This is a genomic window from Pseudomonas sp. H3_E04 (genome assembly GCF_054668915.1).
Genome location: NZ_CP162797.1, coordinates 180,800 through 203,248, shown reverse-complemented (window position 1 = coordinate 203,248; position 22,449 = coordinate 180,800). Strand labels below are relative to the sequence as shown.

General features: G+C 59.7%; 18 protein-coding genes and 1 pseudogene. 2 read left to right on the top strand and 17 right to left on the bottom strand.

What is annotated here, in order from left to right; genetic code table 11:
* Positions 1-92: 92 nt before the first annotated feature.
* From fliA to flhA, 4 genes are all read right to left on the bottom strand, one after another.
* A complete protein-coding gene (gene fliA, locus AB4N53_RS00920) occupies positions 93-833 on the bottom strand; it encodes an RNA polymerase sigma factor FliA (RefSeq protein ID WP_016771059.1) in 741 nt (246 codons plus the stop codon).
* A complete protein-coding gene (gene fleN, locus AB4N53_RS00915; protein ID WP_016771060.1) occupies positions 830-1,660 on the bottom strand; it encodes a flagellar synthesis regulator FleN in 831 nt (276 codons plus the stop codon). Before fleN ends, fliA begins: the two co-directional genes overlap by 4 nt.
* A gap of 116 nt (positions 1,661-1,776) precedes the next feature.
* Positions 1,777-3,117, bottom strand: coding sequence for a flagellar biosynthesis protein FlhF (flhF, locus tag AB4N53_RS00910; RefSeq protein ID WP_415763314.1), 1,341 nt, complete (start codon positions 3,115-3,117; stop codon positions 1,777-1,779).
* An 11-nt stretch (positions 3,118-3,128) separates the two neighbouring features.
* A complete protein-coding gene (flhA, locus tag AB4N53_RS00905; RefSeq protein WP_016771062.1) occupies positions 3,129-5,258 on the bottom strand; it encodes a flagellar biosynthesis protein FlhA in 2,130 nt (709 codons plus the stop codon).
* 424 nt (positions 5,259-5,682) lie between these two features.
* On the opposite strand from flhA, the gene AB4N53_RS00900 reads away from it, so the two are divergent.
* A complete protein-coding gene (locus AB4N53_RS00900) occupies positions 5,683-6,618 on the top strand; it encodes a YncE family protein (RefSeq protein ID WP_460117495.1) in 936 nt (311 codons plus the stop codon).
* A 722-nt stretch (positions 6,619-7,340) separates the two neighbouring features.
* Here the strand turns inward: AB4N53_RS00900 and AB4N53_RS00895 are convergent.
* Positions 7,341-12,023 (bottom strand): hypothetical protein, encoded by a 4,683-nt coding sequence (locus AB4N53_RS00895; RefSeq protein WP_460117493.1) that lies wholly within the window; start codon positions 12,021-12,023, stop codon positions 7,341-7,343.
* 324 nt (positions 12,024-12,347) lie between these two features.
* Here AB4N53_RS00895 and AB4N53_RS00890 point away from each other — a divergent pair.
* Positions 12,348-12,434: pseudogene (locus AB4N53_RS00890) on the top strand (DUF6124 family protein); the annotation flags it as partial.
* 59 nt (positions 12,435-12,493) lie between these two features.
* Here the strand turns inward: AB4N53_RS00890 and AB4N53_RS00885 are convergent.
* The 12 genes from AB4N53_RS00885 to AB4N53_RS00830 form a co-directional block, all read right to left on the bottom strand.
* Complete coding sequence (locus tag AB4N53_RS00885) at positions 12,494-13,162, bottom strand: hypothetical protein (RefSeq protein WP_460117491.1); 669 nt, start codon at positions 13,160-13,162, stop codon at positions 12,494-12,496.
* Between the two features lie 114 nt (positions 13,163-13,276).
* Positions 13,277-14,416 (bottom strand): flagellar biosynthesis protein FlhB, encoded by a 1,140-nt coding sequence (gene flhB / locus AB4N53_RS00880; protein WP_016771065.1) that lies wholly within the window; start codon positions 14,414-14,416, stop codon positions 13,277-13,279.
* Positions 14,417-14,419: 3 nt separating this feature from the next.
* Positions 14,420-15,205, bottom strand: a complete 786-nt coding sequence (fliR, locus tag AB4N53_RS00875) for a flagellar biosynthetic protein FliR (protein WP_460117489.1) — start codon at positions 15,203-15,205, stop codon at positions 14,420-14,422.
* 3 nt (positions 15,206-15,208) lie between these two features.
* Positions 15,209-15,478 (bottom strand): flagellar biosynthesis protein FliQ, encoded by a 270-nt coding sequence (gene fliQ, locus AB4N53_RS00870; RefSeq protein WP_016771067.1) that lies wholly within the window; start codon positions 15,476-15,478, stop codon positions 15,209-15,211.
* Complete coding sequence (fliP, locus tag AB4N53_RS00865; protein WP_460117487.1) at positions 15,475-16,233, bottom strand: flagellar type III secretion system pore protein FliP; 759 nt, start codon at positions 16,231-16,233, stop codon at positions 15,475-15,477. Before fliP ends, fliQ begins: the two co-directional genes overlap by 4 nt.
* Positions 16,233-16,685, bottom strand: coding sequence for a flagellar biosynthetic protein FliO (fliO, locus tag AB4N53_RS00860; protein WP_024012109.1), 453 nt, complete (start codon positions 16,683-16,685; stop codon positions 16,233-16,235). The genes fliP and fliO overlap by 1 nt, the downstream gene beginning before the upstream one ends.
* Entirely contained in the window at positions 16,686-17,144 is a 459-nt protein-coding gene (gene fliN, locus AB4N53_RS00855; RefSeq protein WP_016771070.1) for a flagellar motor switch protein FliN, read from the bottom strand.
* 55 nt (positions 17,145-17,199) lie between these two features.
* Complete coding sequence (gene fliM / locus AB4N53_RS00850; RefSeq protein WP_003222890.1) at positions 17,200-18,168, bottom strand: flagellar motor switch protein FliM; 969 nt, start codon at positions 18,166-18,168, stop codon at positions 17,200-17,202.
* Between the two features lie 9 nt (positions 18,169-18,177).
* Entirely contained in the window at positions 18,178-18,681 is a 504-nt protein-coding gene (gene fliL, locus AB4N53_RS00845; protein ID WP_016771071.1) for a flagellar basal body-associated protein FliL, read from the bottom strand.
* A 213-nt stretch (positions 18,682-18,894) separates the two neighbouring features.
* On the bottom strand, positions 18,895-20,262 hold the full coding sequence (locus tag AB4N53_RS00840) for a flagellar hook-length control protein FliK (RefSeq protein ID WP_460117485.1): 1,368 nt from the start codon (positions 20,260-20,262) through the stop codon (positions 18,895-18,897).
* A 104-nt stretch (positions 20,263-20,366) separates the two neighbouring features.
* Positions 20,367-20,714, bottom strand: a complete 348-nt coding sequence (locus AB4N53_RS00835; RefSeq protein ID WP_460117483.1) for an Hpt domain-containing protein — start codon at positions 20,712-20,714, stop codon at positions 20,367-20,369.
* A 30-nt stretch (positions 20,715-20,744) separates the two neighbouring features.
* The gene (locus tag AB4N53_RS00830; RefSeq protein ID WP_460117481.1) at positions 20,745-22,448 is read right to left on the bottom strand and encodes an ATP-binding SpoIIE family protein phosphatase; all 1,704 of its coding nucleotides are present in this window, start codon (positions 22,446-22,448) and stop codon (positions 20,745-20,747) included.
* Position 22,449: the final 1 nt, after the last annotated feature.

The following is a 22,449-nucleotide window of genomic DNA, read 5'->3' as shown; positions in this document are numbered from 1 at the left end:
TAGCACTCGAAGTTTGTCTGGAGCACAACGGATCGAGACCGGCGCCGTTCATCACCGCACCAGCCTCGTTTCGCAGTGTCCCCACACTGCCTTCAGCGCGCTCGCCACTCCCCCAAACGCCCCCGCAGACGGGCCGCGCACTGGCTGTGTAACTGGCTGACCCGCGATTCACTGACGCCAAGGACTTCACCGATTTCCTTGAGGTTCAGCTCTTCGTCGTAGTACAGCGCCAACACCAGTCGCTCACGCTCCGGCAAATTGGCAATCGCGTCCGCCAGCGCCGCCTGGAAGCGTTCATCTTCCAGATCGCGTGACGGCTCCATATGAGCACTCGCGCCATCCTCGTGCAGCCCTTCGTGTTCGCCGTCCTGCAGCAGGTCGTCGAAACTGAACAGGCGACTGCCCAAGGTGTCATTCAGAATCCCGTAGTAATCGTCGAGACTCAATTGGAGTTCGGCCGCAACCTCGTGATCTTTAGCGTCACGGCCGGTTTTAGCTTCAATCGAGCGAATCGCGTCGCTGACCATCCTGGTATTACGGTGAACCGAGCGTGGCGCCCAGTCCCCTTTGCGCACTTCATCGAGCATCGCGCCGCGGATTCGAATGCCCGCGTACGTTTCGAAACTGGCGCCTTTGCTGGCGTCGTATTTGGTCGAGACTTCCAGCAAACCGATCATCCCGGCCTGGATCAGGTCTTCGACCTGCACGCTGGCCGGCAGGCGCGCCAGCAAGTGATAGGCAATGCGCTTGACCAGTGGCGCGTAGCGCTCGATCAATTCGTATTGCGCGTCACGCGCCGACTTTTTGTAAAGATTCATGCCACTGGCGGTCATATCACAGGCCCTGCGGTTTGCTGCACGAGACGCTCGACGAAAAATTCCAGGTGCCCGCGCGGGTTGGCCGGCAGCGGCCAGGTGTCGACCTTCTGGGCAATGGCCTTGAAGGCCAGCGCGCACTTGGAACGGGGAAAGGCTTCGTAGACGGCGCGCTGCTTCTGCACCGCTTTGCGCACGCTTTCGTCGTACGGCACGGCGCCGACGTATTGTAGGGCGACGTCGAGGAAGCGATCCGTGACCTTGGTCAACTTGGCGAACAGGTTGCGCCCTTCCTGCGGGCTCTGCGCCATGTTGGCCAGCACGCGGAAGCGGTTCATGCCGTAGTCGCGGTTGAGCAACTTGATCAGCGCGTAAGCGTCGGTGATCGAAGTCGGCTCGTCGCAGACCACCAGCAACACTTCCTGGGCGGCGCGCACGAAACTGACTACCGAGTCACCAATGCCCGCAGCGGTGTCGATCACCAGCACGTCGAGATTGTCGCCGATGTCGCTGAACGCCTGGATCAGGCCAGCGTGTTGCGCCGGGCTCAGGTGCACCATGCTCTGCGTGCCGGAGGCCGCCGGCACGATGCGAATCCCGCCCGGGCCCTGCAACAGCACGTCGCGCAGTTCGCAACGGCCTTCGATGACGTCGGCCAGTGTGCGCTTGGGTGTCAGCCCCAGCAGAACGTCGACGTTGGCCAGGCCCAGGTCGGCGTCCAGCAGCATGACCCGACGGCCAAGCTCTGCCAGCGCCAGCGACAAGTTCACTGACACGTTAGTCTTGCCGACGCCACCTTTGCCGCCGGTCACCGCGATCACCTGTACGGGATGCATGCTGCCCATGTTATTTCTTTACCTTGTCTTGCATAGACGGAGGCCACATTACTGGCTGCGCGTTCACGATCGGAACAATGCGTGGCAGACCATCGATGTAGGTACAAAAACTGTTCATGATTACCTCAGCCAACCTGCTTGGTCGGGCTGTGATAGATATCAGCGAACATGTCAGCCATGGCTTCTTCGCTGGGTTCTTCCTGCATTTGCACGCTGACGGCGCGGCTGACCAGTTGATGACGGCGCGGCAGATGCAGATCATCCGGAATCCGTGGGCCATCGGTCAGGTACGCGACCGGCAATTCATGACTGATCGCCAGGCTCAACACTTCGCCGAGACTGGCCGTTTCATCCAGTTTAGTCAGGATGCAACCGGCGAGCCCGCAACGCTTGTAACTGTGATAAGCGGCGGTTAGAACCTGTTTCTGGCTGGTGGTTGCCAGGACCAGATAATTTTTTGAGCGAATGCCACGCCCGGCCAGGCTCTCGAGCTGCATGCGCAACGCCGGATCACTGGCTTGCAGCCCGGCAGTATCGATCAAAACCACGCGTTTGCGTAGCAGTGGATCCAATGCCTGCACCAGCGACTGGCCGGGATCGACGTGCGTCACCGGCACGTTGAGGATGCGCCCGAGGGTTTTCAGTTGTTCCTGCGCGCCGATGCGGAAGCTGTCCATACTGACCAGCGCAACATTCTGCGCGCCGTACTTGAGCACATAACGCGCGGCGAGCTTGGCCAGCGTGGTGGTCTTGCCCATGCCGGCGGGGCCGACCATGGCAATCACACCGCCCTCTTCCAGCGGCTCGACTTCCGGTACGGCAATCATCCGCGCCAGGTGCGCCAGCAGCATGCGCCAGGCCTGACGGGGTTCTTCGATATCGGTGATCAGCGCCAACAGGTCGCGCGACAGCGGGCCGGACAGGCCAATACGCTGCAGACGGCGATACAGATTGGCCTGGGCCGGACGGCTGCCTTGCAGCTGATTCCAGGCCAGGGTGCCGAGTTGCACTTCCATCAACTCGCGCAGGCTGTTCAATTCAAAACGCATCGAATCCAGCGCACGCGGATCGACACCTGCCGAGGCCTGCGCAGGTGCTGCGGCCGGACGCGTCGGTGCGGCGTAGGTCGGCTCGCTCAGCGGCTCGGCAGCGGTCAACGGCAGGCCTGCGGTCAATGGCAGCCCGGCAAACAATTGCTGATTGGTGTTGCCGTCGGCTTCGCCACGCAGGCTCAGCTCGGCCTGGGCAGTGACGATGCGCGATTGGGTCTTGCGCAGCTCGTCTTCGAGTTCCATGTTCGGAACCCGTGGCGCCAGCGCCGACAATTTGTAATCCAGAGCCGCCGTCAACTCGACGCCGCCGGCAATGCGGCGGTTGCCGATGATGGCGGCATCAGCGCCCAGCTCATCGCGAACCAGCTTCATGGCCTGACGCATATCGGCGGCGAAAAAACGCTTAACTTGCATAAACCACTACCTCAGCCGTTGGGCCCTACTGTCGCAACGATGGTCACTTGCTTGTTGTCCGGTACTTCCTGGTAGGCCAGCACATGCAGCCCTGGCACCGCGAGGCGACCGAAGCGCGAGAGCATCGCGCGAATCGGGCCTGCTACCAGCAGGATCACCGGTTGGCCTTGCATTTCCTGACGCTGGGCCGCTTCGATCAACGAACGTTGCAGCTTCTCGGCCATGCTCGGCTCCAGCAGGACGCCCTCTTCCGAGCCTTGTCCTGCCTTCTGCAGACTATTGAGCAATATCTGTTCCAACCTTGGTTCCAATGTGATCACAGGCAGCTCGGACTCAGTACCTACAATGCTTTGGACGATTGCACGGGATACGCCGACCCGCACAGCGGCGACCAGCGCGGCGGTATCTTGACTCTTCGCGGCGTTGTTCGCGATCGCTTCGGCGATGCTGCGGATGTCGCGCACCGGCACGTGCTCGGCGAGCAGCGCTTGCAGAACCTTGAGCAACTGCGACAGCGAAACCACGCCCGGTACCAGCTCTTCTGCCAGTTTCGGCGAGCTCTTGGCCAGCAATTGCATGAGTTGCTGCACTTCCTCGTGGCCGATCAGCTCACTGGAGTGCTTGTACAGAATCTGGTTCAAGTGCGTGGCGACCACGGTGCTGGCGTCAACCACGGTGTAGCCGAGCGATTGCGCCTGGGCGCGCTGGCTGATTTCGATCCACACCGCCTCGAGGCCGAAAGCCGGATCTTTGGCGTTGATCCCGTTGAGCGAGCCGTAGACCTGGCCCGGGTTGATCGCCAGTTCGCGATCCGGGTAGATCTCGGCCTCGGCCAGAATCACCCCCATCAGGGTCAGGCGATACGCGCTCGGCGCCAGATCGAGGTTGTCGCGGATGTGCACGGTCGGCATCAGGAAGCCCAGATCCTGCGAGAGCTTCTTGCGCACGCCCTTGATCCGCGCGAGCAATTGCCCACCCTGATTGCGGTCCACCAGAGGGATCAGGCGATAGCCGACTTCCAGACCAATCATGTCGATCGGCGTAACGTCGTCCCAGCCCAGTTCTTTGGTTTCCATGGCGCGGGCCGGCGACGGCAGCAGTTCCTGCTGACGCTTGACCTCTTCCAGCGCCACGACCTTGGCGACGTTCTGCTTCTTCCAGAACAGGTACGCGCCGCCTGCGGCCAGCGCAGCCATGCTCAGGAAGGAGAAGTGCGGCATGCCCGGCACCAGGCCCATCACCGCCATCAAACCAGCGGCCACGGCCAGCGCTTTCGGCGAGGCGAACATCTGGCGGTTGATCTGCTTGCCCATGTCTTCCGAGCCGGACGCACGGGTCACCATGATCGCCGCTGCTGTAGATAACAACAGTGATGGCAATTGCGCCACTAAACCGTCACCGATGGTCAGCAAGGCGTAAACCTTGCCCGCATCGCCGAAGCTCATGCCGTGCTGGAAGATACCCACGGCCATGCCGCCAATGAGGTTGATGAACAGAATCAGCAGGCCGGCGATGGCGTCACCGCGGACGAACTTGCTGGCACCGTCCATCGAACCGTAGAACTCGGCCTCTTGGGCGACTTCCTGACGGCGCGACTTGGCTTGATTCTGGTCGATCAGGCCGGCGTTGAGGTCGGCGTCGATCGCCATTTGTTTGCCGGGCATCGCATCGAGGGTGAAGCGCGCGCTCACTTCGGAAATCCGCCCGGCACCCTTGGTCACCACGACGAAGTTGATGATCATCAGAATCGCGAAGACCACGATACCGACCACGTAGTTACCGCCGATCACCACCTCACCGAAGGCCTGAATCACCTTACCGGCAGCGGCGTGGCCGTCCTGACCGTGGAGCATCACCACCCGCGTCGAGGCCACGTTCAACGCCAGGCGCAGTAGCGTTGCCACCAGCAGAATGGTCGGGAACACAGCGAAATCCAGTGGCCGCAGCGCATACACGCAGACCAGCAGGACGACGATCGACAGGGCAATGTTGAAGGTGAAGAAGACGTCGAGCAGGAACGGCGGCACCGGCAACATCATCATCGCCAGCATGACCAGCAGCAACAACGGCACGCCCAGATTGCCTCGACTGAGGTCGGCAACGTTGGTGCGTGCTGTATTGAATAACTGAGTGCGATCCACCGGTTTTCCCCGTTCCTTTAAAGCAAACTTTTGACGCCCCGAACGGGCGCAGGGCGGCTACTGCAAGAAGCTTTCCAACTTTTGCGGTGGATTGAAAACGAGGGGATTTGGCGGGGGGATTTGTTGAAGTCGCAATGACCCCTTCGCGAGCAAGCCCGCTCCCATAGGTGCCGAGGCACCACAAAACTTGCCGCTAGCATGCACCCTTTGTGAGACATGTCTTGCTCGCGACGATGATCACTTGGGAGGCCGGTTCTCAAGTGGATCAGGGATAAAACCATGCCGCCCTGCTTATCAGTCGAATGCAGGTCGATCATGCGTGATCGTCGATCTGAAAGAGGGTCACAACTGTCAGACCTGACAGGTGGCAGGCGCGCGAACCTATGGCCTACTGCGAGTCTCCCAAGGCTCAAGGATCCCGGCCATGAACCACTCAACCGATGTAGCTGCGTACCAACTTGAATTGCCCAACGAAAACATCGTGATGATCAAGGGCCTGCATGGCCTCAGGCTCAGTCCGGATGCTTCTTTGTTGTATTTTGTGTCCACCTACGACGGCAGCATCAGCTATATCCGTGCCATGGATACTCGAACCCACGCCATCGTTCACAGCTATTCGCCAAAAGTGGGCGGTGAACAGTTGGCAAGCCTGACACCCGACGGCTCTCGGGCATATGTCCACAGTCGCTACTCGCAGCATATTTGGCAGATCAACACCCAAACCCATAAATTGAGCCAAGGCGCCGATCTCGGAGGCAGTACGCCTTTTATGGTGGGAAGTTCAAACGGCCGAACCCTTTACGCCTGCGGCACTCTGGAACCGCATTCAGTAAAAGGGTTTCTGAAAGCAATCGACGCCTCCACCCAGACAGTCACCAAGACACTGGTGATCGAACCATGGCCTTACGAACTTGCAGCCAACCCCAAGCAACCGCGTTTGTACCTGGCCAATGTGGGTGATGCGCAAGCCAATGCCGACCCTACAGCCATTGACGTAATCGACACCGATAGCTGGAGGCTCGTAGCAAGAATCTCGATCCCCGGACTCGCGTACTCAATGGCTCTGAGCCCCGACGGCGCTCACCTGTACGTCGCTGACATAACATCCAGTCAAATTTTGCTGATTGATACGACAACGCATAAGGTCATCAAGGCTTCCTCGAGCGAGAAATCCCCCCGGCACGTATCGGTCAGCGCAGACGGCAAACAGATATTCGTCGTGTCATACACCTCCGGTCGTATATGGGTTCTGGATGCCGGGAGTCTGGAGGCTGTGCGTTTTATTGATACAGGCAAGACCGATCTGAGGGAGGTATTGGCAACCGCTGCCAACGGCATGTATGTGCTTTATCAGGAGTGAAAGAAAAGATCGCCGACTTCGACAATGGCTACAGGACTGTCGAACGCGGCGATCTTTAGCTCAAATAATCTTGAAATACGACCCATTGCGGGACGGATTTATATAACCACTCCGCTGACCGGCATGTCCCTTCGCGAGCAGGCTCTCCCACCTTGTGGAATGCATTTCCTTGTGGGAGCGAGCCTGCTCGCGAAGGGGCCAGTGAAGGCAGCGCTAATCGCCTTTTAAACTCAGGTGTTTAAAAGACACCTGCAGACACGGTCTCAAGGCTACAAATCCTTGCGCCATTACCTACAGCCAAGCCAGAATCCGCCGGCTTGTGCGCCTTGGGGGCGTGATAGCCGTCGGATAGGGTTTTTCTCCGACGGAGATGTCAGCTATCGGGATCAAGCCGATAACCGTTACCCCTGCGTTTTTTATGCCTACGAACGGACGCACGGCTGCCGCAAAAAGCATTCCAACCTTCAGGGGGTAGAAAACAGAGAGTTATCGGAGCATCCGGTAAACGCTCGATTGCGCGGGCCGGACTTAGTGCAAAGCACTTGCCCATAAACCCACGCTATCGCCACATCGCGAGCAAGCTCGCCCCTACAGATTGGTAAAAAAACCGCAAAACCAGAGCTGAAAGGATCAGATGCTCAGCACCTATGTCAGAAGTCGTGCCCAGGCCCGGCGGGGAGTTTAAATGCACCCACCCGCCAATCGACCGCTAACACAACAAGCTAGATGACTATTCCGGCCAGATTGTTATAACCAAAATTGATTCCTCCGTCCTCACCGCCGTTGTTGAGATTTTTCCTCCACCAATGGTTGCTGGAATGAATCTCACCGGACCAGAACGCACTATTGAGATCGGGAGAAGGCGAGGCCGACCAACCAACGAAATAGGCGACGGAAGGTTGATGGGCTGCGTAGGATGCCCAGAACTGACGCAGTTCGTCCATTACCGGAAAGCGCAGGCCGTGCGCTGCGAGGACAGCGGGGCCGTTATACATATTGTGGTTACCGCCAGGGCAAACCCATACCCTGATGCCCGAGATAGTCACCGTATGAGTGGCTGTTCGGCCCTTGCTGTCTGTGGCCGTCATAACTGCCTGCCCGTTCCCGACTGGCACCACCCTGCCGTTCTGATCAATCACGGCGACGTTAGCGTTGCTGGATGAATAGCTATAACCCGGCTCCCCCCCCGTCGCTGTGCGTGTATAGGTCGCATGAGCTGGCGGATTGGTTGGCGGCCGTCCCCGGGCAACGTGGTAAGTGGTCAGGGAGAGAGCGACATCCTGCCCAAAACTTAGTGGCGGAACGGGGGATTTCACTTCGAACGACCAGACATTCGACACCGGATTACTGCCATAGAGCGCTCTGGCGGTAATGCTGTGAGTACCGACACCCACTGAGAAGCTGACCTCTCCCCATCCACCGCTGCTATTGACCGGTGCGTTCTGTTTCACATTACCGTTATCGCGAACTTCGACGCTGGCATTTATTGACGCACTGCCACTGACATACACGGTGGTTGCAGTGGTCGTGCTGCCGGGAGAAATGTTGTTACCCTGAGAATCTCTCACCCTGGTAACACTTGGCGTGACAGCTGCCGCCACGGTAAACGTCCGCGCCGCCGACACCGGATTACTGCCGTACAACGCCTTGACCGTGATGCTGTGAGCGCTGACGCTCAGTGCCGACAGCGGCAACGTCCAGTCGCCGCTGGCATTGACTGGGGCCTCCCCTTTCGAGGTGACCCCGTCGAAGATTTCGACCTTCTGATTGGCGAACGCCTTGCCGCTCACCGTGACCGAGGTATCGAACGTGGTGCCACCCGCCGCGATTTCACCGACGGAATCCCTGACCGAGGTAATGGTCGGCGCCGTGGCCACCGCCACGGTAAAGGTCCGCGCCGCCGACACCGGATTACTGCCGTACAACGCCTTGACCGTGATGCTGTGAGCGCTGGCGCTCAGTGCCGACAGCGGCAACGTCCAGTCGCCGCTGGCATTGACTGGGGCCTCCCCTTTCGAGGTGACCCCGTCGAAGATTTCGACCTTCTGATTGGCGAACGCCTTGCCGCTCACCGTGACCGACGTATCGAACGTCGTGCCACCCGCCGCGATTTCACCGACGGAATCCCTGACCGAGGTAATGGTCGGCGCCGTGGCCACCGCCACGGTAAAGGTCCGCGCTGCCGACACCGGATTACTGCCGTACAACGCCTTGACCGTGATGCTGTGAGCGCTGGCGCTCAGTGCCGACAGCGGCAACGTCCAGTCGCCGCTGGCATTGACTGGGGCCTCCCCTTTCGAGGTGACCCCGTCGAAGATTTCGACCTTCTGATTGGCGAACGCCTTGCCGCTCAGCGTGACCGACGTATCGAACGTGGTGCCACCCGCCGCGATTTCACCGACGGAATCCCTGACCGAGGTAATGGTCGGCGCCGTCGCCACCGCCACGGTAAACGTCCGCGCCGCCGACACCGGATTACTGCCGTACAACGCCTTGACCGTGATGCTGTGAGCGCTGACGCTCAGTGCCGACAACGGCAACGTCCAGTCGCCGCTGGCATTGACTGGGGCCTCCCCTTTCGAGGTGACCCCGTCGAAGATTTCGACCTTCTGATTGGCAAATGCCTTGCCGCTCACCGTGACCGAGGTATCGAACGTCGTGCCACCCGCCGCGACCTCGCCTTTGGAATCCCTGACCGAGGTAATGGTCGGCGCCGTCGCCACCGCCACGGTAAACGTCCGCGCTGCCGACACCGGATTACTGCCGTACAACGCCTTGACCGTGATGCTGTGAGCGCTGACGCTCAGTGCCGACAACGGCAACGTCCAGTCGCCGCTGGCATTGACTGGGGCCTCCCCTTTCGAGGTGACCCCGTCGAAGATTTCGACCTTCTGATTGGCGAACGCCTTGCCGCTCACCGTGACCGAGGTATCGAACGTCGTGCCACCCGCCGCGACCTCGCCTTTGGAATCCCTGACCGAGGTAATGGTCGGCGCCGTCGCCACCGCCACGGTAAACGTCCGCGCCGCCGACACCGGATTACTGCCGTACAACGCCTTGACCGTGATGCTGTGAGCGCTGGCGCTCAGTGCCGACAGCGGCAACGTCCAGTCGCCGTTGGCATTGACTGGGGCCTCCCCTTTCGAGGTGACCCCGTCGAAGATTTCGACCTTCTGATTGGCGAACGCCTTGCCGCTCACCGTGACCGACGTATCGAACGTGGTGCCACCCGCCGCGATTTCACCGACGGAATCCCTGACCGAGGTAATGGTCGGCGCCGTCGCCACCGCCACGGTAAACGTCCGCGCCGCCGACACCGGATTACTGCCGTACAACGCCTTGACCGTGATGCTGTGAGCGCTGACGCTCAGTGCCGACAACGGCAACGTCCAGTTACCGCTGGCGTCGACTGTCACAATCGGTGTGATAGGCGTAATGCCGTCATACAACTGCAGTGTCAGATGGGAGCTGGCCGTGCCCTTGACCGTTACACTGTTGTCGAAGGTAATGCCCTTATCGGGAATTAACTCACCCCTGGTATCAGTAACCGAATTGATCACAGGCACTACTATCTCAACGATCAACAGCGCCAGTGTGGCCGAGTATTCATAGCGTTGCGAGGCCGCACGCCACAGCACGTAGCGCACATCAACATATTGCCCGATGTTCGACGTGACATATTCCTTGTCGACCCTGAAACGCACAGGTTTGCCCGCACTGACGGTGGTAATCGGCAGCCAGTCGCTGGTACTGGAGAACGGATTGGGACTGCGCCAGTAATAGGTCAGCACGTCCTTATCAAGCGTCTTCGCCTCGCCGATCAGTAGATGAACGTTGTCGAACACCTTCGACGGATCAAGCACATCCCCCGGCGGTTCAGCCTCCTCGACCACAGGTTTGGGTAGCGTCGCCCGGATCTTCCCGACCTTGGCCAGCAAGCGCTCGGATTCTCTGACGTCGAGAAGACCCGGTGCATCGTTGGCGACCACGTAGTAAAGATCCAGCGTGCCGTTTTCGAGCACAGTGATGTGCTCGGCGTCGACGTATAGCGTGACCAGGCCTTCCCGGGCCTCGTTCTCGCTGACGATATGCGCAACCTCATGCAGATAGCCGTCGCCGTTGGACTGGATGCCGGACCATCTCATGCAGATCAGGTCGCCATTTTTCATGACATAGCGCACATCGACTGTGGCGAAACGTTCGTCCGGTTCGAGGGTATCGCCCAGCAGTTCGCGAATGTTCGGCTCGGGCAGCATGTTGACGTCGCCCTCTACCGTTGCAAACGCGCGCTTGGAGGAGAGCGGGTCGCCGCCGTCCTTTTTATAGAGGATATAGGAGACGTCGGCGCGTCCCAGAACGATAGCCCTGATCAAGTCATAGGGCACCTTGATTTCCAGCACTGAGGGAACGTTGGTGATCTCACGGGATTCGCAGTAGTAGATGGGTTCAGCGTTACGCGGCGGCCGCCCGATGAAGGTCATGTGCACGTTATCGCCGAGACTGAAGTCCTTGCTACTGACATGAATCTGCACGGTGACCGGCTGCTTGTTCAAATCCCTGATAGTGATGACGCCATTGATGGCTTCCTTGATGAACGGCGGTTCCAGGCGCCAGCCGCCGGCGTCGATATCGACATAAGTGCGTTTGGAGTGACGGTCGGCCCAGTTCCACGCTTCGTCATTGATGTCGTATCTGATTTCCCGCTGTAAACCGTCTCCAGCGCGGAGAATGTCTGCCTGTTCAATGAGGATTTCAATCGGTTGTCGGTTTTCGGCTTGCTCCTGCGTGATGAGGTGAGCAGGAAGCAAATGATCGCCAATAAGCAGGCGGACCTTATCGTTGCGGGTGCAAAAAACGTAGTGGGGGATGGTGGCCAACACGCCTTTTTTTGCCCATTCGGCATCGATCACGCCCTGTTCAACCACCTCGGGCGGCAATTGCACGATGTTCAATTCCGAATGGCCGTCCTCTTTATGCGGTTCCTTGTCGAAGTTCCCCGGCTTGTACAGTTTGATCATTATCCGCAAGGACGCCGACGGGGGCTCGGCTTCGGTTTCACCCACTCGGGTCAGCACGTAGTGGCAATCCTCGGCCCACCCGGACTCTGCAGGCGTCGGCAAGTAGAAGAACACCCGCTGATCGACTTCGTCGGCCGTCACGAATCGTTCGAGTACTTTCGCGCCGTTCCACCAGATATCCAGCCTGTCACCCTCGCTCATCACTGGCAGATAAGGATTGATCACGCACAGCAAACCTTCGGGGTCGTCGGTTGCCACCTGGATGTTGATGCCGCCATCGCCGTCTTGTACTGGTTCCAGCAACCCTGGAATCAGCAGCGGGCGCAGGGCCAGTGTGTCGTTGCCTTCCTTGATGGGCGGGAAGCGGAAGTGCTGGTGAGAAGGCATCAGGCGAATCCTCTGCAAGAGCGTTGAGACGTCGTGTAGCGACGTTCAAGGCCGACGAAATAATGAAATTCCGACGGGCCTGCAGATGCGGGGCATTTGGCGTACATGGCGTGCACTCCGGTCGGGTGATGGAGTGATTGAATCTGTGTTGATGTATTTGCACACCTGTCAAACCTGACAGGTATCGATGGGTTTCAGATGAACGGTAGACTTAAGGAATCGAGGCTGAAAAATGGCTAATGGGCAAACCGCCTTTGAGTCGATCCGTGCGCCACCTTAACGGGGTTCTCTCGCTGGGAACCCATTCCAGGTATGGGAGGAATACGCACGCTGATGGGGATTGCGCTGTTGATCATGCTCGGCGAACTGGCGGTGAATCGGGTGCTGGATAATCTGGAGTTGCGGCAGTAACGCTGCGTCACGCTTATCGATCCCACGCTTCGCGTGGGATCGATAAGCGCAGTACTTGGCTACTGCGCAGTCAGTATCTGCTTGGCCGTGATTTCGCCGAAAGCCAGCTGGCTGCGATCGACATACTTCACGCCACGAAGTACCCATTGCCCTTCAACCTCGACGAGGTCTTCATGCATGTACATAAGAACGACCTTGGTCACAGGGGCAGTGATATCAGGAGCGGTGAGGTCACTTTGCAACAGGTTTAACGCCCAATGAAACTGCAATAGAGGTAAATCTGCGATCTTGATCGTTCGACTTTCGTCCACCAGTCGCAAATCCCTGCTTGCAGTGACGCGCAACTTTTCCCCGACCACCTCAAACCCAGGCTTGCTGTAGCGTACCGCCAACTCAACACCGGTGACCCATTGATCCATGTAATAACGTGGCGATGTGAACAGCTCGAACAAGGCCATTTTGTCGCGAATATTCCCCGCACTATCGAACAGATAGTTGTAGGAGTAGTGGTAAGCCAATCCGTCCAGTTCAGGCCTGATGGCATTGACCGGGTTGTTCAGATAACCGGGGATATAGACGTTGGCCATCTGCACGAAGTGGGTGAAGTCGAGATCAAGGTCAAAGCTCACCGTATAACGTATGAACCGCTCTTTGGGGTTTTCCTCCAGTTGCCCTGAAACGTAGTCCAGCGTCATTCCTTCGAGTTTTTTATAGATTCGCTCTGCCATGATCTTTGCCTCTGCGCCCAGGGATTATTCCCACGTGCATAGCAACGCGGCTGCAGAGCGGCGTCTAGTGTCAAACTTGACAGGTTCAGAGGTTTTCCAGACAGACGGTAACCGTCAGGAATCGCGCCGCAGATCCGGCGGAATCGGCAAATCATCCTTGAGCGGATCCGGCCGCTTGCCCTTGCCCGCCTGGTGTTGGCGGATCTGATAGACGTAGGCCAATACCTGCGCCACTGCCAGATACAGCCCACCAGGAATTTCCTGCTCAAGCTCAGTTGAGTAATAGATCGAGCGCGCCAGCGCCGGCGATTCAAGCAGCATGACGTTGTTGGCCACTGCGATTTCGCGGATTTTCAGGGCGATGAAGTCGCTGCCCTTGGCCAGCAGCACCGGTGCGCCGCCCTTCTCTGAGTCGTACTTGAGCGCGACGGCGTAGTGGGTCGGGTTGGTGATGACCACGTCGGCTTCGGGAATCGCTGCCATCATGCGGCGCTGGGACATTTCGCGCTGGGTCTGGCGAATGCGTTGCTTGACCTCGGGGCGGCCTTCCTGATCCTTGTGCTCGTCGCGCACTTCCTGCTTGGTCATCTTGAGTTTCTTCATGCTCTCCCAGATCTGCACCGGCACGTCGACCGCGGCGATGATGATCAGACCGCAGGCCAGCCACAGCGTGCTCCAGCCCACCAGCAAAACGCTGTGAATGATCGCCATGTCCAGTGGTTCGTGGGCGATGCGCAGCAAGTCGTCGACATCGGCGGACAACACCAACAGCGCCACGCCCAAGGTAATCAGAAACTTGGCCAGTGCCTTGAGCAGTTCGACCACAGCCTTGAACGAGAACATCCGTTTGAGGCCGGCGGCGGGGTTCATCCGGCTGAATTTGGGCGCCAGGGAGCTTGCGGCGAACAGCCAGCCGCCGAGGGAGATCGGCCCGATGATGGCGGCGAGCAACAGGGTGATCATCACCGGCTGAATCGCCAGCAAGGCGATCAACCCTGACTCCAACAGAAACCGGCCCATGGCGCCCTGGTCCATGACCACTTCGCGGGACAGGGTGAAGTTCAGGCGCATCACGTCCATCATTTCTTGCGCAAGCATGCCGCCGAAAATCAGCAGCGCAGAGGCACCGGCCATCATCACGGCGAGGGTATTGAGCTCTTTGGAACGGGCAATCTCACCCTTCTCACGGGAGTCCTTTTTGCGTTTCTCCGTGGGATCTTCTGTTTTGTCCTGACCGCTCTCGCTCTCTGCCATGACTCAGCGCGCCCGTGCCAGTTCGCGTAGCAACTGCAAGGCCTCGCTGGCCAGCGGTTGATACTGGTTGAGAATGTCCGCAAGGCCGACCCAGACGATGAACAGGCCGAGCACCAGGGTCAGCGGAAAACCGATCGAGAAGATGTTCAGTTGCGGCGCGGCGCGGGTCATCACGCCGAATGCGATGTTGACCACCAACAGTGCGGTGACGGCCGGCAACACCAGCAGCAGCGCGGCGCCGAGGACCCAGCCGAGTTTGCCGGCCAGTTCCCAGTAATGCTCGACCATCAAACCGCCGCCGACCGGCAGCGTGGTGAAGCTTTCAGTGAGAACTTCGAACACTACCAGATGGCCGTTCATCGACAGGAACAACAGCGTCACCAGCATGGTGAAGAACTGCCCGATCACCGCCACCGAAACGCCGTTGGTAGGGTCGATCATCGAGGCGAAGCCCATGCCCATCTGGATCGCAACAATCTGCCCGGCAACGGCAAATGCCTGGAAGAATAATTGCAGGGAAAAACCCAGTACGGCGCCGACCAGAATCTGCTCGCCGATCAGCAGCAAGCCGCTGAGATCCAGCGGGCTGACGGCGGGCATCGGCGGCAGCGCCGGGGTGATGACCACGGTGATCGCCACGGCGAAATACAGGCGCACGCGGCGCGGGATCAGGGTGGTGCCGAACACCGGCATGACCATCAGCATCGAGGCGACGCGAAACAGCGGCAACATGAACGACGCCACCCAGGTGCTGATCTGGGTGTCGGTCAGCTGAAGCAGCGATTGCATGGCTTAGCCGATGACCATCGGAATGTTTTTGTACAGCTGGATGATGTATTCCATGAACGTCTGCACGATCCACGGACCGCCGATGATCAGGGTCACCAGCATCACCAGAAGACGCGGCAGGAAGCTCAGGGTCTGTTCGTTGATCTGCGTGGCGGCCTGGAACATCGACACCAGCAGGCCGACCAAAAGGCTCGGCACCACCAGGATGGCGACCATCATGGTGGTCAGCCACAGGGCTTCACGAAAGATATCGACCGCGACTTCCGGCGTCATGGCGAAACACCTCCAAAACTGCTGGCCAGAGTACCGATGATCAGCGCCCAGCCATCGACCAGCACGAACAGCATGATCTTGAACGGCAGCGAGATGATCAGCGGCGAGAGCATCATCATACCCATGGCCATCAGCACGCTCGCCACCACAAGGTCGATGATCAGGAACGGAATGAAGATCATGAAGCCGATCTGGAACGCAGTTTTAAGCTCGGAGGTTACGAACGCCGGCACCAGAATGGTCAGCGGCGCCTGATCCGGGCTGGCAATGTCGGTGCGCTTGGACAGGCGCATGAACAGCTCCAGATCGCTGCTGCGAGTCTGCGCGAGCATGAAGTCCTTGATCGGCACCTGGGCCTTTTCCACCGCTTGCTGGGCGGTGAGGGTTTCGGCCAGATACGGTTGCAGCGCGTCGTTGTTCACCCGGTCGAACACCGGCGCCATGATGAACAGCGTCAGGAACAGCGCCATGCCGGTGAGGATCTGGTTCGACGGCGTCTGTTGCAGGCCGAGGGCCTGACGCAGGATCGAGAAGACGATGATGATCCGCGTGAAGCTGGTCATCAGAATGACCGCCGCCGGAATGAAACTCAGCGCGGTCATGATCAGCAGGATCTGCAGACTGACCGAATATTCCTGCGCGCCGTCGGCATTGGTGCCCAGCGTGATCGCCGGGATCGACAACGGATCGGCGGCCAACGCCAGCGGCGCGGCCAGCAACAGGAGCAGCGTCAAGACGATGCGGAGCGCACCCATTACTTCGTATCCTTTTGGTCCTTGCCGAGAATTTTCAGCAGATGCTGAGCAAATTCCGGCGTCGCTTTTTCGCTGGCAGTGGGGACTTCGACCGGCTCTTTGAGCACATGCAGCGCGGTGATGGTACCGGGGCTGAGGCCGAGCAGAATCTGCTCGTTGCCGACCTGCACCAGCATCAAGCGGTCACGCGGGCCGAGCGCGCGCGAACCGATCAGCTCGATCACCTGGCCCTTGCCCGCCGGCCCCGCCTGCTGCACGCGGCGCAAGAGCCACGCGAGGAAGAAGATCAAGCCCAGCACCAGCAGCAAACCGAACACCAGTTGCGTCAACTGACCGGCCACGCCGCTGTTGACCATCGGCGCGGTGGCGGCAGGCGCAGCGGTGGTTGCGCTCGGCTCGGCAGCCAGCACGCTCAACGGCCATGCCAGCAGCACCCAGAGAAACCTTTTCACTCAGCGCAGCTTCTTGATGCGTTCGCTTGGGCTGATCACGTCGGTCAGGCGGATGCCGAACTTCTCGTTGACCACCACTACTTCGCCGTGAGCGATCAGCGTGCCGTTGACCAGCACGTCGAGCGGTTCACCGGCCAGACGATCGAGCTCGATCACCGAACCCTGGTTGAGTTGCAGCAGGTTGCGGATGTTGATGTCGGTGCTGCCGACTTCCATCGAGATCGACACCGGGATGTCGAGGATCACGTCCAGGTTCGGACCGTCGAGGGTCACCGGATCGTTGTTCTTCGGCACGCTGCCGAACTCTTCCATCGGCAGACGGTTGGAGCTGGAAGTACCGGCGTCGGCGGCCAGCAGTGCATCGATGTCAGCCTGGCCGGCATCACCGGTTTCTTCCAGGGCCGCAGCCCATTCATCGGCCAGTGCCTGGTCGTCCTGCGCGTTCATATCGTCGTTCATCATGTGTCCTCGGCGGGCAACAATTCAGTTAAATACGGGGGTGAAAAGCGCCGCCTCAGCGACGCTCGATCGGCTCGATCACTTGCAACGCGAGGTTGCCTTTGTGCGAGCCCATCTTGACCTTGAAGGCCGGCACGCCGTTGGCGCGCATGATCATGTCTTCCGGCATCTCGACCGGGATCACATCGCCCGGTTGCATGTGCAGGATGTCGCGCAGCTTCAACTGGCGGCGAGCCACGGTGGCACCGATCGGCACGTCGACATCGAGCACGTCCTGGCGCAGCGCGTTGACCCAGCGCTCGTCCTGATCGTCGAGGTCGGACTGGAAACCGGCATCGAGCATTTCCCGCACCGGCTCGATCATCGAGTACGGCATGGTCACGTGCAGATCGCCGCCACCGCCATCGAGTTCGATGTGGAAGGTGGAGACTACAATCGCTTCGCTCGGGCCGACGATGTTGGCCATGGCCGGGTTCACTTCCGAGTTGATGTACTCGAAATTGACTTCCATGATCGCCTGCCAGGCTTCCTTCAGATCGACGAAAGCCTGCTCGAGCACCATGCGCACCACGCGCAGTTCGGTCGGAGTGAATTCACGCCCCTCGATCTTGGCGTGACGGCCGTCACCACCGAAGAAGTTGTCCACCAGCTTGAACACCAGTTTGGCGTCGAGGATGAACAGTGCGGTGCCGCGCAGCGGTTTGATCTTGACCAGGTTGAGGCTGGTCGGCACGTACAGCGAGTGCACGTATTCACCGAACTTCATCACCTGCACGCCACCGACAGCCACGTCCGCCGAGCGGCGCAGCATGTTGAACATGCTGATGCGGGTGTAGCGGGCAAAGCGCTCGTTGATCATTTCCAGAGTCGGCATGCGTCCACGGACGATGCGATCCTGGCTGGTCAGGTCGTAGCTTTTGACACTGCCGGGTTCGGCAGCATTATCGGTCTGTACCAGACCATCATCGACGCCATGCAACAGCGCATCGATTTCATCCTGGGACAGCAGATCCTGCACGGCCATGTCGTGTTCCTACTGCAGTACGAAATTAGTGAAAAGCAACTGTTCGATGACCACTTTGCCCAGTTCTTTCTGCGCCACTTCCTGGACGCTGGCGGTGGCCTTCTGGCGCAACATTTCTTGGCCGACCGGGGTCGCCAGTGTGGCGAAATCCTGACCGGAGAAGAGCATCACCAGATTGTTGCGGATAACCGGCATGTGCACTTTGAGCGCGTCCAGATCAGCCTGATTACGCGCCAGCATGGTGATGCTCACCTGCATGTAGCGCTGACGGCCGTTCTGGTTGTAGTTGGCCACGAAGGCCGGCGCCATTGGCTCGAAAATCGCCGCTTGCTTGCCGACCGGCGCTGCTTCTGCGGCCTCGGCAGGCTTGCTTTGCGCGCCGTGCATGAAGAACCAGGTCGCCCCGACGGATGCACCAATAGCCACCAGCAACGCCAGCACGATCACGATGATCAGCTTGAGTTTGCCTTTGGTTGCGGGGTCTTTTACTGCTGCAGCTTCGCTCTTCGCCATGCCAATAATCCGTCACTAATCGGGGGTTTCACAGTTGCACGGCAAGGCAAGAGCAAGTGTTATGCCAGAAGTGTCAGCGCGTCATCTGAACGGCGCCATAAACAAATGTGGGAGCGAGCCTGCTCGCGAAAGCAATGTGTCAGTCAACATATTGGTTGAATGTCACACCGTATTCGCGAGCAGGCTCGCTCCCACATTGGGTATTGCGTTGCATCAGGCGTAATAGTCGACCGCGCTGGTGCCGATCACGCTAGTCGTTTGAGCCGCGACTTCCGCCACGCTGGCCGGAGCCAACTCTTCATCTACCGAATCAAGGCGACCACCCGCAGCGCTGGTCCGGCCACTCTGGCCCTGCTGCGCCTGTTCCTGGCCCTGCTGACCCTGCCAGCCACGGTTCTGGTCGGCGACGTTGACGTCGACCTGGCCCATGCCCTGCTGGTTGAACATGTCGCGCAGGCGGTGCATCTGGCTGTCGAGCGCTTCACGCACGCTCGGGTGCGCGCTCATGAAGGTGACCTGGGTCTGCTGATCGGGAACCATGTTCACGCGGATATCCAGACGCCCAAGCTCTGCCGGCTGCAACTGAATGTCGGCGGCTTTGAGGTTGACGCTGGACAGGTACATGACGCGGTTGACCACTTCTTCGGTCCAGCCGCTCTGGTGCATGGCGATCGGCTGATTCACCGGCAGCGCATTGGCGGTTTTTGGCGTTGCGGCCTGCGTGAGTGCCGCCAGACGGTTGGCGAAGTCATCGACACGGGTGTCGCTGGTGGCGGATTTCAAATCTTTCAAACCATCATCGATCAGCCCGCTGAAAGCTTTTTCGCCGCCCTGACTGGTGCTGTCCTTGTCGGCCTGCACGTCGAGCATGCTGGCCATGCCGGCGGCAAAGTTCTGCGCGGCGGTCAACTCGCCATCGGCCTGAGCTTGAGCAGGCGAGGCTTTCGGCTGCGCCTGACTGGCGGCGGAAATATGTCCGCCCTGCTCCATCGCCATGCGCACCGCCGGCATCGAGTCGAGCGGGTCTGCCGACGGATCGAAATCGCTGTCGGTGGCCGCCGGATCTTTGACCATGCCCGGCAAGGCCGCCAATGCAGGCGTTTCGGTTTCCGCCTGGGCTGGCGTTGCGGCTACCGGTGCTTGCACAACAGGCGCTGCCACCAACGGCTGGACGACTTGCGCCAGAGCCGGATCAAGGACCGGGTCTACAGGCGCGGCATCGGCCACAGGAGTTTGTACAGTTTCAGTGGTGTCATCGGCAGTGGCTGTCGCGTCATCGCTCGCCGCCGCTTTGTCGGCTGGCAACGCTTTGCCGCTATCGGCAACTGCTGGCTCGGGCGCGGCAGACTGGTCTTTGCCGATATCCTTTTTGCCGCTGCTGTCAGCGACTTTATCGCGTGCCGGTTTGACTGAATTATCGGCGCTTGCGGCAGGCTTGGCCGGCGCCTGATCGGCAAACACTCTGGCGAAGCTGGAAGCCTTGTCCCCGGCGTCTGCGGCCATTGCCGACGATTTGGCAGAGGCGGCTTGCGCCTTGGCCTGGGCGGCGGTCTGAAGAAGAATGTTGGGGGTCGCAGGCATGACACGGTCTCCGCTGCACTGGATCGTAGGTACAGTTGAGCAAGTAGACTGCAAGTGCCGGGCCAGTTTGGCCAGACACTTGCGAAAAGCGCCGGACGGCAGCTTCAGTGGATGTGGGCGTGGTGCTTTTCGCTTTCGTACACCGGGCGTACTTCGGCGAATTCAGCATGGATATCGGCGACTAGCTGAGCGAGCGCTTCCGGACTCTTGTCCTTGGCATTCGACTCAAGGTCCTGGCACAACCCAGCCAGTCGAACCGCGCCCATGTTGCTGGCGCTGCCCTTGAAGCTATGCGCTACATCGGAAAGCACTTTGGCGCTGGTGCTGTCCTGCAACTCGTGCAGGCGACTTTCCGAGTCTGCCAGGAAGGTCTCGAGCAACTCCGGATAACCGTCCTCCATCACCTCGCGCAAGGTGTCGAGAACGTCACGATCTACATGTGGGTCAGTCACTTGCTCACTCCTTGATCAAGAATGGGCGGATTATGCCTCAATCTCCCAGAAAAACTCCACGCTGGCACTACGACCTTGGTCCGACCAACTGGCGTTGCGCCCCAGTTGCCGGATCAGGCTGATGCCGCGTCCCGACAAGCGGACGTTATCCAGCGGCCGCTCCATGACCCGCGTTACATCAAAACCTTCGCCGCTGTCTTCGACCCGGATGACCAGGCGCCCGCCCTCGCCCTGCGGTTGCACCTGCAAATGCACGCGCACATAACCATCCTGCAGCGACTCCAGCCGCGCGGCGCGCATTTCATAGTAACGGGCGAACCCCGTCGCATCGCGCTTGAGACGCGAGTCGAGCCCCAGCACGCCATGCTCCAGCGCATTGGAATACAACTCGGCGATCACGCTGTACAGCGCCCCGCTCTGCGGACGCAGGCCATGTACCTCGAGCAGCAATTGCAAGAGAAACGGCAACGGATTGAAGCGCCTGAGCGTGGCACCGCGAAACTCGAAACTGGCCGACCAGTCCAGCGGGCACGACTGGCCGCTGTCGGAATACACCGGCGCCGCGCCGTGCGCCTGCGCCGACTCGACAAGGCTGACCTCGACCATGCTCACGTCATCACGGGCCTGCCCGCGAAAATCGCGCAGCGCCTGTTCGATGTCCTCGAACAACCGATCCGGCTCGCGGTTGGCAGCAAAGACCTGCTGCAAGCGCTCGACGCCGAACAACTGATCATTGGCATCGCAGGTATCAATCACCCCGTCCGACAGCAGAAACACCCGGTCATCAACGGCCATCGGATACACATCCGTTCGGTCATCGAAGGCCTGCGCACTGAGAATTCCCAGGGGCAAATGCCGCGCCGGCAAAGGCACGCGCTCGCCGCTGGCCATGCGGTGCAGGTAACCGTCAGGCATGCCGCCGTTCCACACCTCCACCGAGCGGCTCTGAAAACTCAGGCAGAGCAACGTGGCGCAGCAGAACATGTCCACCGGCAGGATGCGCTTGAGCTTGGCGTTCATCTCGCGCAGGGTCTCCGTCAACCCGTAGCCCTTGGCCGTCATGCCGTAGAACACTTCGGCCAGCGGCATCGCCCCCACCGCTGCCGGCAAACCATGCCCGGTGAAATCGCCGAGCATGACGTGCATGTCACCGGCGGGCGTGTACGCCGCGAGCAACAAGTCGCCATTGAACAGCGCGTAAGGCGATTGCAGGTAGCGGATATTCGGCGCACTCAGGCAGCCGGAATGGGCGACCTTGTCGAACACCGCTTTGGCCACACGCTGTTCGTTGAGCAGATAGTCGTGATGCCTGGCGATCAGGTCGCGCTGTTGCAAAACGGTCGCCTGCAGACGCCGCAAGCGATCCATCGCCTTGATTTTGGCGGCAAGGATAACTTGGTTGTACGGCTTCGCCAGAAAATCGTCACCGCCTGCCTCAAGACAACGGGCCAGCGCTTCGCTCTCGCTCAGCGAGGTGAGGAAGATGATCGGCACCAACGCATCACCCGCCAGCGCCTTGATCTGCCGTGCCGCTTCGAAGCCGTCCATCACCGGCATCAGCGCGTCCATCAACACCAGATCGGGTTGCTGCTCCTTGAACGTATGGACCGCCTCGGCACCATTGCCTGCCGTCAGCACCTGATGGCCCTGACGACGAACGATGGTCGACAGCAGCAGCCGGTCGGCGGCGCTGTCTTCGGCGATGAGAATGGTCAGCGGCTCTTGCGCCTGCATG